The 15,499-nt window shown below is 66.2% G+C and carries 13 protein-coding genes and 1 pseudogene; 9 read left to right on the top strand and 5 right to left on the bottom strand.

What is annotated here, in order from left to right:
* Positions 1-13 precede the first annotated feature (13 nt).
* The 3 genes and pseudogenes from P8R42_02630 to P8R42_02620 all read right to left on the bottom strand — a co-directional run bounded on the left by P8R42_02630 (position 14) and on the right by P8R42_02620 (position 1,592).
* Positions 14-775 (bottom strand): dihydrofolate reductase family protein, encoded by a 762-nt coding sequence (locus P8R42_02630; GenBank protein MDG2303543.1) that lies wholly within the window; start codon positions 773-775, stop codon positions 14-16.
* Positions 772-1,071, bottom strand: coding sequence for a hypothetical protein (locus P8R42_02625; GenBank protein ID MDG2303542.1), 300 nt, complete (start codon positions 1,069-1,071; stop codon positions 772-774). Before P8R42_02625 ends, P8R42_02630 begins: the two co-directional genes overlap by 4 nt.
* A 341-nt stretch (positions 1,072-1,412) precedes the next feature.
* Positions 1,413-1,592 (bottom strand): annotated as a pseudogene (locus tag P8R42_02620) (integrase core domain-containing protein).
* A gap of 191 nt (positions 1,593-1,783) precedes the next feature.
* Here P8R42_02620 and P8R42_02615 point away from each other — a divergent pair.
* Positions 1,784-3,565, top strand: coding sequence for a PQQ-binding-like beta-propeller repeat protein (locus P8R42_02615; GenBank protein MDG2303541.1), 1,782 nt, complete (start codon positions 1,784-1,786; stop codon positions 3,563-3,565).
* A gap of 31 nt (positions 3,566-3,596) precedes the next feature.
* Positions 3,597-4,202, top strand: coding sequence for a class I SAM-dependent methyltransferase (locus P8R42_02610; GenBank protein ID MDG2303540.1), 606 nt, complete (start codon positions 3,597-3,599; stop codon positions 4,200-4,202).
* A 176-nt stretch (positions 4,203-4,378) separates the two neighbouring features.
* On the opposite strand, the gene gluQRS is transcribed toward P8R42_02610, so the two are convergent.
* A complete protein-coding gene (gene gluQRS, locus P8R42_02605) occupies positions 4,379-5,350 on the bottom strand; it encodes a tRNA glutamyl-Q(34) synthetase GluQRS (protein MDG2303539.1) in 972 nt (323 codons plus the stop codon).
* Positions 5,351-5,413: 63 nt separating this feature from the next.
* Between gluQRS and P8R42_02600 the strand changes: the two genes are divergently transcribed.
* From P8R42_02600 to P8R42_02580, 5 genes are all read left to right on the top strand, one after another.
* Positions 5,414-5,806, top strand: a complete 393-nt coding sequence (locus tag P8R42_02600) for a hypothetical protein (protein ID MDG2303538.1) — start codon at positions 5,414-5,416, stop codon at positions 5,804-5,806.
* Positions 5,803-7,704, top strand: a complete 1,902-nt coding sequence (locus tag P8R42_02595; GenBank protein ID MDG2303537.1) for a DUF3604 domain-containing protein — start codon at positions 5,803-5,805, stop codon at positions 7,702-7,704. The genes P8R42_02600 and P8R42_02595 overlap by 4 nt, the downstream gene beginning before the upstream one ends.
* A 9-nt stretch (positions 7,705-7,713) precedes the next feature.
* On the top strand, positions 7,714-9,279 hold the full coding sequence (locus P8R42_02590) for a hypothetical protein (GenBank protein MDG2303536.1): 1,566 nt from the start codon (positions 7,714-7,716) through the stop codon (positions 9,277-9,279).
* A 42-nt stretch (positions 9,280-9,321) separates the two neighbouring features.
* Entirely contained in the window at positions 9,322-10,491 is a 1,170-nt protein-coding gene (locus P8R42_02585; GenBank protein MDG2303535.1) for an acyl-CoA/acyl-ACP dehydrogenase, read from the top strand.
* A gap of 195 nt (positions 10,492-10,686) precedes the next feature.
* Positions 10,687-11,451 (top strand): SDR family oxidoreductase, encoded by a 765-nt coding sequence (locus tag P8R42_02580; protein MDG2303534.1) that lies wholly within the window; start codon positions 10,687-10,689, stop codon positions 11,449-11,451.
* Positions 11,452-11,467: 16 nt separating this feature from the next.
* On the opposite strand, the gene P8R42_02575 is transcribed toward P8R42_02580, so the two are convergent.
* The gene (locus P8R42_02575; protein ID MDG2303533.1) at positions 11,468-12,829 is read right to left on the bottom strand and encodes a glycoside-pentoside-hexuronide (GPH):cation symporter; all 1,362 of its coding nucleotides are present in this window, start codon (positions 12,827-12,829) and stop codon (positions 11,468-11,470) included.
* Positions 12,830-13,005: 176 nt separating this feature from the next.
* Between P8R42_02575 and P8R42_02570 the strand changes: the two genes are divergently transcribed.
* Both P8R42_02570 and P8R42_02565 read left to right on the top strand, forming a co-directional pair.
* Positions 13,006-14,505 carry a hydroxymethylglutaryl-CoA synthase gene (locus P8R42_02570; protein ID MDG2303532.1) on the top strand — a complete coding sequence of 500 codons (1,500 nt, stop codon included), beginning with the start codon at positions 13,006-13,008 and terminating at the stop codon, positions 14,503-14,505.
* Positions 14,502-15,473, top strand: a complete 972-nt coding sequence (locus tag P8R42_02565) for a diacylglycerol kinase family protein (GenBank protein MDG2303531.1) — start codon at positions 14,502-14,504, stop codon at positions 15,471-15,473. Before P8R42_02570 ends, P8R42_02565 begins: the two co-directional genes overlap by 4 nt.
* The last annotated feature ends 26 nt before the right edge of the window (positions 15,474-15,499 follow it).

Below are 15,499 nucleotides of genomic sequence, written 5' to 3'. Positions count from 1 at the left end.
ACGAGCACCGATCTCAGCTGCGCCTGGTCCGACCACGGCTCCGGCAGAAACGACGAAACTGCCAGAGCCCGCTCGCTTCCCGGCGAGACACCGCCGAGACGGGTGGGCCCAACCGCTCCGCTAGAGCAGCGCTCGATAGAAACGGGCCGGCGTCGAGAGCCGGTGGCAGCGGCGCTTCTTCGTAGACCGAGAGCAGCAACTCATCGACGACGACGGGCGCGTCGTACAACGAACCGGCGGTCGACGGGCCCGCCTCGACGCAAATGTCCGGCAGGCCCCGACGTGCGAGTTCGCGAAGAAGACCGCGAAGCGAGCTGTCGGCAAGACCCACCACGGCCACACCCCGGGGCCCGAGCCGCGCCTCGAGTTCCGGGGCGCTCTCGACGGAAGTTCCGATGAGCACGTTCGGGCGCTCGAACACCGGGTGCGCCTCCGGCAGACCGGTCCCGCGCGTCAGAATCGCCAGCATCGGCTGTTTGGTCTTTCCCAGGACCGAACCTCGCCACTCGGTGAGGGCGGGCCCGGGATCGTGCGAGACCGCCAACTCGGCGCGCAGAATGCTCCCCGTCGTGACGATGGCGTCGGACCGTGCCCGCGCGACGGAGAGCGCAAAGAAATCCGTCTCGCTCGCCGGCGATTCCGGACCGATCCGAATGACCGTCGCGCCTCCGTCTGTGGCCCGCCCGACGGCCGTGACGTGCAACACACCGCACCGGCCCGTGAGATCCGCGGACCAGAGCTCTTCGATGCGCCCAGAGACCGGAGCCGAGCTCAAGACGCCTCTCGAAGCCGCCCACCGACAGCGACCAATGCAGGCGAATCGACGAACCCGGCGGCCCGACGGCGGACGAGAAACCCGAGTACGAGAACGGCCCAGAACCCGCAGAGCGGCATCACCACGAGACCAATGGCGGCGATCCCGTGTCGAACGACGCGCCCGAGCAACACGAGCATCGGGCTCATCAGCAAGAACCAGAAGACCGCCTCGCGATCGCACGGCACGACTGGTCGGCCGGCGAACAACCCCTTGGCGAGGAAGAACCCCGCGCCGCCGAGTGTCGCGGCGATCACCGGCGACCGTACCAGGCGAAAAGGCCGGCGTGCGCGTAGCGAACCCCGACGCAGACCAAGATCGTGGACCCAATCATCCCCCACGGAAGCTCCCGGACCACGAGGCGCTGCCGTCGCGCGAGGATCGCAGCCAACGGAACCATCGACGTGTTGCGCATGAAGTCCTTATACCCGAGACCTTTGGCCACGAGGAGCTGGCGGTCCTGGTGACGGGCCCCGAGCAAGGACACGACGGCGAATCCGGCCATGAAGACCGCCCCACCCAGCTGCGGCGCGATGAACACGTGCCCGAATCCCAGTAGCGTCAAACCGGCGAAGAAGCGCGTCAGGATCGCGTTGCGCCGGCCATGATATGCATCGGCTGGAGTCACGTTGTCCGGCGACTCGTGGTAGCGCCGGTGGTTGTAGTGCTCGACGAAGCGACTGATCGCACGCTCCAGCTCCCACGGGCGGTAGTACTTCTCCAGCTTCACCACGTTCTTCATCGAGCGGTGGTAGCGCTCGATCTTTCCCGGCGTTTGGGAGAGAGCGATTCCAGCGTGAGGCGGCGGATAGGATCCGGAATCGGGCCGGTGCGCACACCGCATGTCCTCTCACCCCGTCCCCGGGTCCTTTGGTTGACCGGCTCCGCCCGGCGCGCGAGAACAAAGGGTGCGCAGGCCAAGGCCCTCCGGCTTTTTTCGGGGCCTGCCAAAAACCGGAGTCGGCCTTCATGAACGCCTCTCAAAACCATCGCATCCTCACCTCCGCACTGTGCCTGCTCGGAACCTCTTTTTGGGTCGGCTGCTCCGACGTCGACCTGGGAGACAGCGGCGGCGGGATCGAGCCCCCGAACGAAGAGGGCCCGGCAGAGTGGACGATGCTCGGCCGCGACTACGCATCTACGTACCACCAGAAGCTCGAAGACAAGATTTCGCGCGACAACGTGGGCGACTTGAAGCTCCACTGGTCCGTCGAGCCGGCCGCCCAGCCGAACGGCACGCCGGTCGTCGTCAACGGCGTCGTTTACGCGACTTCCAACGGCGGCTCGTACGCGATCGACGCCGACAGCGGGGAGGTCCTCTGGGAGAACCGCGACCTCCCGGCGACGTCCTCGGCCGCGTACCACGACGGCGTGCTCTACATTCACACGAAGATCGGGCTCATCAGCGCGGTGAACCCCGCCGACGGTGAGGTGATCTGGCAAACTCCCAGCGACACGAACCGAGTGACGTCGGGATACTCCTCGCCGATCGTCGTCGACGACTTCATCCTCGTCGGCGCCTCCTCAATCGAAGAAGGGGTCGTCGCAGAGGGCGCGACGTTCCGGGGCGGCGTCATCGCTCTCGACCGTGAAACGGGCGAACAACGGTGGCGTCACTACACCGCCATCCCGCCTTACAACGGCGCGACCGTGTGGTCGACCGTGACCGTCGACCTCGAGGCCCGCCACGTCTTCGGGACGACCGGAAACAACTACACCGGCGACGGCGGTCCGAATTCGGATTCAATCTTCGCCCTGGACCTCGACTCCGGCGAACTCGTCTGGACGACACAGCTCACCGAAGACGACATCTTCACGATCCTCAATCCGAAGAGCCCCGACAGCGACTTCGGGACCAACCCCACGCTCTTCGACGCCGACGTTGACGGCGTGACCCGCAAGATGCTCGCCGCCGGCCAGAAGTCCGGCGTCGTCTGGGGCCTCGATCGCGGAACCGGCGAGGTCCTTTGGGAGAAGCCGGTCAGCGGCGGCAGCGCTCTCATCGGTGGCATCCTGAATACCGGCGCGTACGACGGCGAGCGGCTCTTCTTCGTTTCCCACAACCAGCAGGACCGCTCGGACACGACCCTCGTCGCGCTCGACCCTGCAACGGGGGCGACTGTCTGGCAGAAGACCCTGGAGGATTGGGTCTGGGGGCCGGTGACCATCGCAAACGGTGTGCTCTACGTCCCCACCTGGACGACACTGCGCGGCTATAACACCGAGACCGGTGACGAACTCTTCGCCTTTGAGACCCCCGGCACGATCGCGTCGGGTACTGCCATCGTCGACGGTCGCGCCTACTTTGGCAGCGGAATGGCCTACATCGTGGGCGAGCGCGAAAGCACGATCTTCGCGCTTTCGCTTCCGGGCGACGACGGCCCGCCGACGCCTCCCACCGCGACACCCGCGCCGGCCAACACGACGTTCACCTCGATCTACTCCGACATCTTCGTCAGCGCCGGCTGCGCCGGCGGCAGCTGCCATGGGTCGGGAGCCGGCGAGCTCTCGTTCGCCTCGCAAGCAGTCGCCTACGACGAATTGGTCGGTGTCGATGCGGAAGGACCGGAGTGCATCGAGAACGGTGGCCTGCGCGTCGACCCGGGCAACCCCGACAACAGCCTGCTGATGAACAAGATCAACGGGGGCGACGTCGTGTGCGGCACCAACATGCCGATTACCGGGATGCTCGAGCCCGACCAGATCGATCGCATCCGCACCTGGATCGCCGACGGCGCCGCGAACGACTGATCGAACCGGCATGGCGAACGGAAGCGGCGGCCTGCGAGCCCGCATCTACGATGCGGCGATTCTCCCTCTCACCACATCGTGGTACGCCGCGGTTCTGGATCGCGTTCCGGACGGCGCCGCGATCCTCGACGTAGGCATCGGCACCGGTGGCGCACTCGCAGCGAACGCCGATCTGGTGCAACGCAAAGATCTGAGAGTCATCGGCATCGACATCGATCGAGACTACATCGCCCGGTGCAACGCGCTGCTCACCGAGAAGAACTTGAGCGAGCGCGTCGAGGCTCGGCTCGAGTCCGTCTACGATCACAAGGGCGGCCCGTACGAAGCCATCTACTTCAGCGCGAGCTTCATGCTGCTGCCCGATCCGCGCGCCGCGCTCGATCACGTCCGCCCGATGCTCGCACCCACCGGCCACTTCTACTTCACACAGACCTTCGAGAACGAGCGGTCGGCCTTGATGGAGCGCCTGAAGCCCATGCTACGCACTCTCACGACGATCGATTTCGGACGCGTTACGTACGAGGACGACTTCCGCACCGAGCTCCAGACCGCGAACGTCGACCTGGTGGAGATGGTCAAGCTCGGCGGAACACGCTCGCGCTCGTACCACATCGCAGTCGCACGACCGGGTTCGTAGACCGAGCGCGAACCCTGGTTACGCTGAAAGCGGGCTACTTCGCTCAGCATCTGCAGGGAAGACCACAGCCCGCCGGGGCGATAACGGCCGGGGAGCCGGCGTGGTAGCCAGAAGAGAAGCGACTCCCCGCTACCCGCCCGGTTCCCATTTAGACTATGGGGACTCGTCTCCGAAGGTTAGCGCCCCGGGAGGTCGGCCTGCGGGGAGAGTGGGGCCGAGAGCACGCCGTTCAGGCGGGCCAGCACCGACGCGGCCCGCAGATCCGATGGACGGACGCGAGATTCCTCGGGACTCACCAGCCCCAACGTCCGGGCGAGGAGGCCCACCAGCTCCTCCGAAGAGCGGCCGGCATCGCGGTGATCGCGCAGGGGCACCCCGCGCGCCCGTTTCGCGAGACGTGCGCCGTCCGTCGCCAGAATCAGGGGAGCATGGGCAAAGCCGGGAGCCTCGCCGCCCAGAAGCTCCGCCAACAAGACCTGCCGAGGGGCGGAGCCGAAGAGATCCGCTCCCCGGACGGCTTGCGTAATCTCCATCGCGAGATCATCGACGACGACCGCCAGTTGATAGGAGTAGACGCCGTCGCCCCGCTTCAGGACGAAGTCGCCGACCTCCTCCCGCACGTCCTGCGTAAGCCCACCCTGGAAGCGGTCGTGGACGGTGACCGGCTCGCGGTCCGGGGTCCGCAGTCGGATGGCGGGCGGCCGCTTCCACTCCCGCCGCTCGAGGCCCGTCTCGCGACACGTGCCGGGGTACGGCGGGCCTTCGTCTCCCACGTGCGGCGCGCTGGCGACTCGAGCGATCTCTGCGCGCGAGCAGTCGCAGTAATAGAGGAGGTCGCGCGCCGCGAGATCGTCCAGCGCGGCCTCGTAGCGATCGAAGCGCTGCGACTGCGCGTACGGCCCAAAGGCGCCGCCCTCCTCCGGGCCCTCGTCCCAATCGAGTCCCAACCAGCGCAGATCTTCCAGTTGACGGTCGATCGAGCCCCGAACGATCCGCGGGGTGTCGATGTCCTCGACCCGTAGGACGAGCCGGCCACCCGCCTGGCGCGCGGCGAGCCACGTCACCAGAGCCGTCGCGGCACACCCCAGATGCAGGTCGCCGGTCGGCGACGGGGCGAAGCGCCCGCGATAGGAGCTGACCTCCCCCATGCCTCCCGATTAGCGCGGCTGGCCATCCTTGACCACCTCGGAGGCGCATGGTCTCGTCCGCCTGTGACTATCGAAGCAACACGACGACTTCTGTGGATCGCGTTGCTCGTGGCGCTGCCGGTCCCCTACTGGGCGATGGAGGGCGGCTGGGTACCCACGATCTGGTTGTACGAGCTCTCCGGTTTCACCCTTGCGGTGCTCCTGACCGAGGGCGGCTCGATCATCGGACTCACCACCGGCTTGTTCGTCGCCGAAGCCCTTCTCGCGACCCTGGGCCTGTATCTACTGGCTCGAGTCGCAGCGCGGCTCCTGGTCGGCAGGCTGCCGGAGGCCTGGCGCACGGGTGGAGTCCTCGCAACCGTCGTCGTCTTGCTCGGTCTCTCCCTCTTGCGCGTCTACGCCACACCACTCGTCGCGAGTGGCGACCGCATCAATCTGCTCCAGCTGTTCGCATGAACCTCGCGTACCAGCTCCTCCTCACAGTGCTGTTCTGCGTGGCGAGCGCGTTGAGCGCGGGCGCGGCGGACCCTCGGCCGGCCTGCTCGAACCGGGATCCCCTTCGCCGACCATTCTTCGGCGACCTCCACGTGCACACGACGCTGTCTCTCGATGCGTCGACGCAGGGCACGAAGCTCCGCCCCCGAGATGCGTACGCGTTCGCGCAGGGGAGCGAGGTCGGAATCCAGCCGCACGACGAGAACGGGAATGCGCTGCGCACGCTGCGCCTGAAACGTCCGCTCGATTTCGCGGCGGTCACCGATCACGCCGAGCTCTTCGGTGAGTTGCGCATTTGCCGCACCCCGGGATTGCCCGGTCACGACTCACCGATATGCATGGTCTACCGCCGGTGGCCGCGGCTCGCGTTCTTCATGATGAACTCTCGCAGTGCGGAAGGGGCGGACGCGACGCGCTTCAGCTTCTGCGGAGAGAACGACGAAAACTGCCTGAGTGCCGCGGCGACGCCGTGGAAGGAGACGATCGACGCAGCCGAAGAGGCCTACGACCGATCGGAGGAATGCTCCTTCACGAGTTTCATCGCGTACGAATGGACCGGCGCGCCGTTCGCCTCGAACCTCCACCGCAATGTGATCTTCCGAAACACCGACGTTCCGGCCCTCCCAGTAAGCTCGCTCGACGCGACCGTCGTGAGCCAGCTGTGGCGCGACCTCGATGCCAAGTGCACCCACGGGCGGAAGAACTGCGAGGTACTGGCCATCCCCCACAATTCGAACCTGAGCGGCGGACTCATGTTCGGAGACGAGGAAGAAACCGGCCAACCCTTCACGGCGGAGTACGTACGACTCCGGAAGCGAAGCGAGCCGCTGGCCGAACTCATCCAACACAAGGGCGACTCCGAGTGCCGCATGGGCGTCGGCACGAGCGACGAGCTGTGCAACTTCGAATTGCTCCCGTATGGAACTTTCGCCGGCAAGTTCACCGGCCTCGGCTCGGACGACCCCGACCCGACGAATTTCGTGCGAAACGCACTGAAGGACGGACTACTTCTCGAGGAACGCTTCGGGACCAACCCATATCAGTTCGGCCTAATCGGCAGTACCGACACTCACCTCGGCACGCCCGGCTACATCGATGAGACCGCGCACCCCGGGCACGGCGGCGCCGGAACCCCGGCCAAGGAGGGTGGCCCGAAACGCCTCCCCGACGACATCGAGTTCAACCCCGGCGGTCTCGCCGTCCTCTGGGCCGAGGAAAACAACCGGGACTCTCTCTTTGACGCCATGCGCAGGCGCGAAACGTATTCCACCAGCGGCCCGCGCATGGCCGTACGCTTCTTCGGTGGTTGGGGATACGACGCCGGTCTCTGCGACGCCGGCGACTTCGCGGCGCAAGGCTACGCGGGCGGGGTTCCAATGGGCGGAGAGCTACCGACCCCGGTCGGCTCGACGGCGCGACCGACCTTCGCGGTCGCCGCTCTCGCCGACCCCGGTACCCCCGAGGCACCTCCCGTTGCGCTCGAGCGGATTCAGATCGTGAAGGGATGGACGAAAGACGGCGCGACGCACGAGAGGGTCTACGACGTCGCGCGCGACGCGGCGGGCGGCGGCAGCGTCGATCCCCTCACCTGCGAGCGCTCCGGCACCGGCCCGAGCGCCCTGTGCGCCGTCTGGACCGACCCGGACTTCGACCCGGGCGACCGCGCCTTCTACTACGCGCGTGTTCTCCAAGGCCCGACCTGCCGCTGGCACACCTGGACGTGCAACGCAGCCGGTGTCCTCTGCGACGATCCGACCACGGTGACCAACGAACTCGAGCCCTGCTGCGACGAGAGCTACCCACGCACGATCCAGGAACGCGCAGTCACCTCACCCATTTGGTATTCTCCGCGCTCCTGAGGCTCTCCGATGGCTCGAGACCCGGCGAAGCTCCAGGATCGTTCCAACCTGATCATCTCGTCGATCCTGGCGGTCGGGTTCGGCGCCTATCTGTTCCTACATTTCGCCGAGCCCGCGCTTTCGATCACGTGGAGCTTCGCCCACCTCCATCGGCGCCCGTCTCTCCCCTGGATCGGTGCAGCGCTCGTCTTACTGTTGCCGCTCGCCGCCGCGTTGGCCTGGCGCCGCCCGCAGTTCCAACAACCACTCACCCCGCTCTCGCGCGGACAGATCCTCGGCGGCTTCGCCCTCCTGTTCTTCGCCCTTCTCGCGATGAGCATCTTCTTTCCGCAGGAACCTCACGCCGTCGACTCGGCGGAGTTCCTCTTCGGATCGAGTCAGCCCGGGTTCCAGTACAATCCGCGGTGGTACCTGAGCATCCGCACCTATCGGCTGCTGTCGACCGTGCTCGTGCCACCTCTCACCGCCGAACAGTTCGCGCGCGGCGTGAACGTGCTCCTCGGCGCCGTTGCACTCACGGCCTTCGCAGGCTGCGCCCGCCTGCTCGCCAAGACGCGCGGCGAAGCCATCGCGCTGACACTCCTCGTGTGGAGCTCCTTCGGCGTCTTGCAGATCTCCGTCGGCTACCTGGACATCTATCCCGTGCCACTCGCCGTCACCGGCATCTACCTGTGGCTCGCGTTTCGCGTACTGGAGGGCCGCACCCAAATCCTCTGGCCATTGCTGATCGTCGGGGTCGGTCCGTTCTTCTACATTGGGCTCATCCTGCTCGCGCCGTCTGCGCTCTTCCTTCTGTTCGACCGGGTCCGACGCGACAGCGGGATCCAACACGTATGGCGGCCGTGCCTTCTGACGCTCGCCGCGGCAATCTTCGCAACGGTGCCCGGCCACGGCTACCCGCTCGCGTGGGGCCCCTGGTACGCCGAAGCCTCCGAGGCCGCGAGCTGCTCTTGGGGCTATCAAGACGCAAGCTGCCTACTGCCGCTGGATTACATGCTGAGTTGGCCGCACCTCAACGAGATGCTCCATCTCCTGCTGCTCGTGGACGGGATCGGCCTTCTGCTCTTCGCCGTCTGCACCAGCTCGGAGCTCGTTCGCGATTGGCGCAAGATCGATCTCCGGGTATTGGTCCTGGGCTCGATCGCCGCCGGGCACTTCGCGTTCCTGCTCGTCCTCGACCCTCTCTTCGGCCAGTACTCCGACTGGGACGCCTACACGTACCCCGCCGTACCGATCACGCTTCTAGGAGGATGGGGGTTCCTCCTGTGGGGTCGTCGGAGCCCACGCTTCTTCGGCTTTCTTCTCGGCCTCGCCCTAGCCGCCGCTTCGGTCCACGGGCTGGCGCGCCTGAACGCGATGCACATCGACTACCACCGCCACTTGAAGGAATCCCCGTGTCACGTGAACTGCGGACCGCAGGGATCGTACTACGCCACCTGCCGAAACTGCACCTGGGACGGCACCCTGCTGCTGTGCGAATGCCGCACGCGCGGGGGGGAATGGCGCGAAACCGGAGCGATGCAGCACTGCAAGCGCGGCTTCATGAACAACGACGGCTTCCTGCGCTGCCAATAGAACGTCTGGCCCCGGACACCCGTCCGCCGCTATGCTCCGATGATGGATTTCGGCAGCAACGAGGAACTCGACCGCATCGATCGCGAGGCGCGCCGCCTCGCTGAGAACTTCGACGACGACTACTGGCGGGTCCACGATTCACAGCACGAGTTCCCGTGGGAGTACTACGACGCCTTTGCCCAGAACGGCTGGATCGGGGTTCTCGTTCCCACCGAGTACGGCGGCGCGGGGCTCGGCGTGCAGGCCGCCGGCACCCTCTTGCGCGCGGTCGCCTCGAGTGGGGGCGCGATGAATGCCGCGTCGACTCTCCACCTATCGATCTTCGGGATGGCCCCGGTCATCCATCACGGCTCCGACGAGATGAAGCAGAAGTACCTGCCGCCCACCGCGACCGGCGAACTCCACGTCTCGTTCGGTGTCACCGAGGACGACGCCGGAACAGACACCTCACGCATCCGCACGAGCGCGGTCCGCGACGGCGATCGCTGGATAGTGAACGGCAAGAAGGTCTGGAACACCAAAGCGCAGCAGGCGCAGAAGATTCTCCTCCTCGCACGCACCACCCCCCGCGAAGAAGGCAAGCGCCCCTTCGACGGCATGACGCTCTTTCTCGCCGACATGGACCCGAACCACGTCGACATTAAGGAGATCGACAAGCTCGGCCGCAACGCGGTGAACTCGAACGAGGTATTCATCCGCGACCTTCCCGTATCGTCCAACGACATCGTCGGAGAAGTGGGGCGCGGGTTCTACCACATCCTCGACGGCATCAATCCCGAGCGGATCGTCATTGCCGCCGAGGCAGTCGGGATCGGCCGTCGATCGATCGAGTGCGCCGCTCGTTACGCCAATGAGCGCATCGTCTTCGATCGGCCTATCGGCAAGAACCAGGCGGTCGCGCATCCGCTCGCCGATTCCCATTCGGAACTCGAAGCGGCCGACCTGCTCTGGCAGCGCGCGGCCTGGGCGTACGACAACGGGCAACCCGACGTTGGGGCACTTACGAACATGGCCAAGTTCCGAGCCGCCGAGGCCGGGTTTCGCGCTGCGGATCGGGCGCTACAAACCCACGGGGGCTTCGGATACGCCAAGGAGTACAACATCGAGCGCTACTGGCGTGAGGCACGGCTCATGCGCCTCGCCCCCATCTCACAGGAGATGGCACTGAACTACGTCGCCGAGCACGTACTCGGTCTACCCAAGAGCTACTGACGGAGACTCTGGCCGGCCGAGCGCTCTCACTGACACAGGGGGTGGTGTCGGGCCGGAGCGTCTTCGGGCCGTGCATGGCCGTCGAGCCACACCCGGGGGCCTCGGTGCGTCAAGCACTGATCAACCCTCCGCTGGGGCCCGGCGCGATCCTGGGCTATACGACCCGGACCAATTCCAACCAGGAGGGAACTCGCTATGGGCACATTCGCAATGACGGGCGGGGCGACCGGGATCGGCGCCGCGGTCCGGAAGCAACTCGGCGACGCCGGGCATCAGGTCATCGTGGTCGACATCAAGGACGCGGACATCATTGCGGACCTCTCGACTCCGAAGGGTCGCCAGGCGGCGATCGACGGAATTCGCGCTAGGGCACCGGACGGCCTCGACGGCTTCGTTCCGTGCGCCGGCGTCGGCCCCTCGGTCTCGCCACCCTCGCTCGTCACGAAGATCAACTACTTCGGAACGACGGTGCTCGTAGAGGCGATGAAGCCGCTCCTCGCCAAGAAGAAGGGCTGCATGGTCCTGATCTCGTCGAACTCCGCCCCGATGGGTTGCGATGCCGAGTACGTCGAAAAGTGCCTCTCCGGCGACGAGACCGCCGCCACGGCTCGCGCGGACGAAGTCGGTGACGGCCAGAACGCATACGGCGGCTCCAAGCTCGCGGTCACGCGGTGGATGCGTCGCAACTCCACGGCATTCGCGAAGGACGGCGTCCGCATGAACGCGGTCGCCCCGGGAATAACCAGAACCCCTCTCACGGATCACGTGATGGCCGACGAAAAACTCGGCGCCGCGATCAAGGGATTCGGCGACACGATCCCGACGGGATCCATGGGCGTTCCCGAGCAGCTAGCGAACGTCATCACGTTCATGCTGAGCCCGAAGGCCGACTTCATGTGCGGCTCCGTCGTGTTCGTCGACGGAGGCCACGACGCCATGCTCCGTCCGGACGACTTCTAGTGCACCGAAACGCTGCCTAGGCCGAGCGCCCGCGCATCTCCTCGAGAATTGCGGCGTGCTCGGCCTCCGTCAGCGAGAAGCTGCGGAAAAACCAGAGCCCCACGAAAAACAGCAGGAACGGAACGCCGCCCATCAGGAAGCGAATCGCGAACTTCGTACCCTCCGACTGCTCCGCGTTCGGCTCGAACCCCACCACCTGCAGCGTGACACCGACGGTGCCTACCATGACGCCGCCCGCCAGCTTTCCGACGAAGTTCCACGCCGCAAAGTACGCGCCCTCCTTGCGTTCGCCCGTGCGGTACTCGTCCACATCGATCACGTCGGCCTTGAGCGCGTAGCCCACAGTGCTCCCACAGCCACTCCCCACGCCCGCAACGAGCGCGGACCCGAGCATCAAGCCGATGCTTCCCTCGTGCAGGAAGAACAGTCCGCCGAAGCCCAGCCCCGTGAGCCCCATCGCCACGAGCCACAAATCGCGCTTCGGGAAACGGGAGCCCAACCAGACCCAGGCCGGAATCGAGACGAGGGCCGGGACCATGTAGGCGATGAGCATCTTGCTGAGGAGGCTCGGCTCCTTCACCACGTACGTCACGGCGTACGGAGCCAGCGTCCCGATGCTGCCGGTTCCGAGCTGGTCGAGAAAATAGACCAGGAGCAGAAGCCGAGCGTGCGGATTCGTCCACACGTCCCGCAACGAGCGACGGAGATCGCTGCCACCGCGATTTGCGTAGTCCGCTCTCTCCGCCGGAAGCGCGAGAACGGCCCAGACGATGAGCACGACCGTCGCGGCGCCGGCGACGAGCACCATCCAGAACGCGACCTCGCGCGGATTCACCGCGTCCTGCAAGAGCGCGGCGCCAAGCGCACCCGCCACGAACAGCCCGACTGTTCGTAAGATCTGACGCGCGCCGAAGACGCGGATCCTCTCCTTCGGCTCCTCGGTGAGTTCCGCACCCAGGGCCATCTGTGGGACGTCGAACAGCGTGTACGCCGTGTAGAAGAGTACCACCGAAACGCCGACCCAGACCGTGAGCCCCACCCCTTCGAGCGAGCGCGGCGGGGCCCACATGGCGAGGGCAGCGCCCGCGAGCGGAATCGCCGACGCGAGCATCCATGTCTTCCGTCGTCCGAGCCGGGACGACGTGCGATCACTCAGGCTACCGATGAGCGGGTCGGAAACCCCATCCCAGATCCGCGAGGCGAAAAAGATGAGACCGACCACCCCCGCCGCAAGGCCGAGGACGTCAGTAGCGAACTTCATGTACAGGATGAGAACCAGGCAGTAGAGAAAGTTCACTCCCATGCCCGGCAGGCCATAGAGAGTGAGCAACCCCCAGCCCAACTTCCGCGTACGATTGGGCGCGGGCGGTGACGTCATGCGAAGAACAGCTGATCGAGTGACTGCCACATCCGCACCGTACGGTACCCGCAGGCCTACCTAAGGACAACAGAACACCTGTTTCGGTGGCGGGCGGAAAGGGCCGTGCTACCTTGGGTATGGACTCGACGGAGCAGGTCACACCACCGTCGTCTACCCGAAGGGGAACCAAGATCATGACGTCCAGCCAGACTGCCGAATCCAACCGCGCCATGCCCGGCGTCAGCGGAATGAGTCTCTACGTGCCGTCTTTCCGAGTCGATCTGGAGCAGTGGTGTGAGTGGACCGACAACTCGTGGCCCAAGGTTCAGGCCGTCGTCGGCAAGAGCTTCCGCGTCCCCGCCCCGCATGAGAACGTCTACACCATGGCCGCCAACGCGGTCCTGCGCCTGATCGAAGAGAACGACGTCGATCCCTCGCGCGTCGGCTTCCTCGGACTCGGCACCGAGTCGAGCACCGACAACGCGGCCGGAGCCGTAATCGTGCGCGGCATGGTAGACGGGGCTCTCGCGGGCCTCGGCAAGGATCGACTGTCACGCCACCTCGAAGTGCCCGAGTTCAAGCACGCCTGCCTCGGCGGCGTTTACGCACTCAAGAGCGCACTGCGTTATGTGCGGACCGACGGGGCCGGCCGCCAGGCGATCGTGGTCTGCTCGGACATCGCCGAGTACGAGCGCGGCAGCACCGGAGAGCAGACCCAAGGCGCCGGGGCAGTCGCCTTCCTCATCGAAGACGACCCGGAGCTGTTCACGGTAGACCTCGACAGGTCCGGCAGCGCGTCCGACTACCGGGGCCCCGACTTCCGCAAGCCCTTCGCGCGGCACTGGAAGGACCAGTACGCCCGAACCGGTGACCGGATCGCCGACTTCCCGGTCTTCAGCGGCCCCTATTCGACGTTCTCGTATCTCGACGGCACGGTAACGGCCGTCGAAGAAATGCTCCGCCGCCTCGATGTCTCGGCCGGCGGCTACTACGCCGACGTAAAAGCCCTGTTCTTCCATCGGCCTTATCAGCAGATGCCGGTACAGGCGATGTCGTTCCTTTACGCCCGCGGGCTCGCCCGTGGTGATCACCACCACGACGAGCTCCGCACGCTGTGCGACGAAGCCGGCGTCGAGTACGACGAGGTTCTCCGCGAAACGACATCGTCGCCCGACCTTTTCGGAACACTCCTCGCCGATGGCCCGACGAACCCGTACGCCGCTACGAGCGCGATCGCCGCGCTTCTTCGAAAGAAAGCCTCGTTCCGCGAACTCCTCGAAGCCAAGATGAGCCTCGGCGACGCCGTCGTGCGCGACCTTGGTAATCTCTATTCGGCCGCGCTGCCCGCCTGGATCGCCGCAGGCTTCGAAGACGCGTGCGAGCGCAACCTCGACCTCGACGACTACCCCATGGTCGCCGTCGGGTACGGCAGCGGAGACGCCGCGGAATCGATGCCCCTCGCCGCCGCCCCGCGCTGGCGCACCGCGGCCGCACGGATCGGTGCTCGTCAGGCTCTTACCGGCGCGATCGATCTGAGCCGCGAGCAGTACGAAGCCCTACACGACGGGCGCAGCGTCGACGGACTCGCCGGACCCGTTCCGGGAACCTTTGCCATCTCACGGGTCGGAGAGACTCACGAACCCGCGTTCCAGGATCTCGCAGTCGAGTACTACGAGTTCGTTCCGCAGGCGTGACCGCGCCCACCCTCGCATACCGGGGTGCCGACGAGCCCGTACTGGTGATCCATCCCGAACGTCGGGAGGCGTTCGCTCGGGAGATCAGCACGAGCGGCTTCGGCAAGACCTTTCCCGGAGAAGCGCTCGAGACCCGCGGCGACGGTCTGGATGTGATTCGCATTCGTGACCTCCTCGAGTCGCGCGGCACCCGAGTCGTCATCGCCGCCGGCGGCGATGGCACCGTCTCTACCGTCGCGCGCGGCCTCCTCGAGATCCCCGACTACAGGCGGCCCAACCTCGCCATCCTCCCGCTCGGAACCGCGAACAACGTTGCGCGTTCCTTCGGACTCCTGTCGGTTCGGGTGGACGGCGCGACCGCTGCGCGTCGAACGCTCGCCTCGATCGATTCGGAGCACAGCCGTCGTATTGATGTCGGCGAAGCGAACGGAATCCCGTTCGTCGGATCGTTTGCCCTGGGAATGGATGCCGCGATCCTCCGGCTGCGAAACCGCCTTCGAGACCAGCTACGACTCAACGGCGCGTTGGGCGGCTATCCGCTCTATCTCGCCAGCACCGCGCTCCAGGGCATCGCCCACGCGAAGGTGAAGGCACGAACCGAGCTCGACGGCGTTCACTCCGAAGGACCGATTTACAACCTTCTCGTCACGAGCTGCCCGGTGTACGCCGGGGAGTTCCGATTCGGCGGGCCCGGGGGCGTGCCTCCCGGTGCTCTCGGTGTGCACGCGTTTCGTGGCCGTGCCCAGTACCTGAAGGCGTACGTCGCCGCTTGGCGCCGGCACGTGAATCACAACCGCGGACTGCGCACCTACGAACCAGAAACGACGCAACGCTGCCGCGAGCTCCGTGTGAGGCTCCCGGCGCCTGCAACGGCGCAGATCGACGGGGAGGAGATCCCCGCGACGGACGACTGGCAGATCCGGTTCCGGCCGAGCGCCCTTCGGCTGCTCCTACCGCCAACCGCCTGAGCAACACGCCCCCCCCCCCGGCGGCG

The organism is Candidatus Binatia bacterium, from assembly GCA_029243485.1.
In the GTDB taxonomy this organism is placed as follows: domain Bacteria; phylum Desulfobacterota; class Binatia; order UBA12015; family UBA12015; genus VGTG01.
Note: the sequence above shows the minus strand (reverse complement) of the source record. Positions and strands in the feature narration are given on the sequence as shown.

What these genes read in the sequence shown, in the direction of transcription:
- gluQRS (MDG2303539.1), bottom strand. Translation starts at nt 5,350, where the DNA reads ATGGGGGAGGTCAGCTCCTATCGCGGGCGCTTCGCCCCGTCGCCGACC.
- P8R42_02615 (MDG2303541.1), top strand. Translation starts at nt 1,784, where the DNA reads ATGAACGCCTCTCAAAACCATCGCATCCTCACCTCCGCACTGTGCCTG.
- P8R42_02590 (MDG2303536.1), top strand. Translation starts at nt 7,714, where the DNA reads ATGGCTCGAGACCCGGCGAAGCTCCAGGATCGTTCCAACCTGATCATC.
- P8R42_02585 (MDG2303535.1), top strand. Translation starts at nt 9,322, where the DNA reads ATGGATTTCGGCAGCAACGAGGAACTCGACCGCATCGATCGCGAGGCG.
- P8R42_02595 (MDG2303537.1), top strand. Translation starts at nt 5,803, where the DNA reads ATGAACCTCGCGTACCAGCTCCTCCTCACAGTGCTGTTCTGCGTGGCG.
- P8R42_02570 (MDG2303532.1), top strand. Translation starts at nt 13,006, where the DNA reads ATGACGTCCAGCCAGACTGCCGAATCCAACCGCGCCATGCCCGGCGTC.
- P8R42_02575 (MDG2303533.1), bottom strand. Translation starts at nt 12,829, where the DNA reads ATGACGTCACCGCCCGCGCCCAATCGTACGCGGAAGTTGGGCTGGGGG.
- P8R42_02580 (MDG2303534.1), top strand. Translation starts at nt 10,687, where the DNA reads ATGGGCACATTCGCAATGACGGGCGGGGCGACCGGGATCGGCGCCGCG.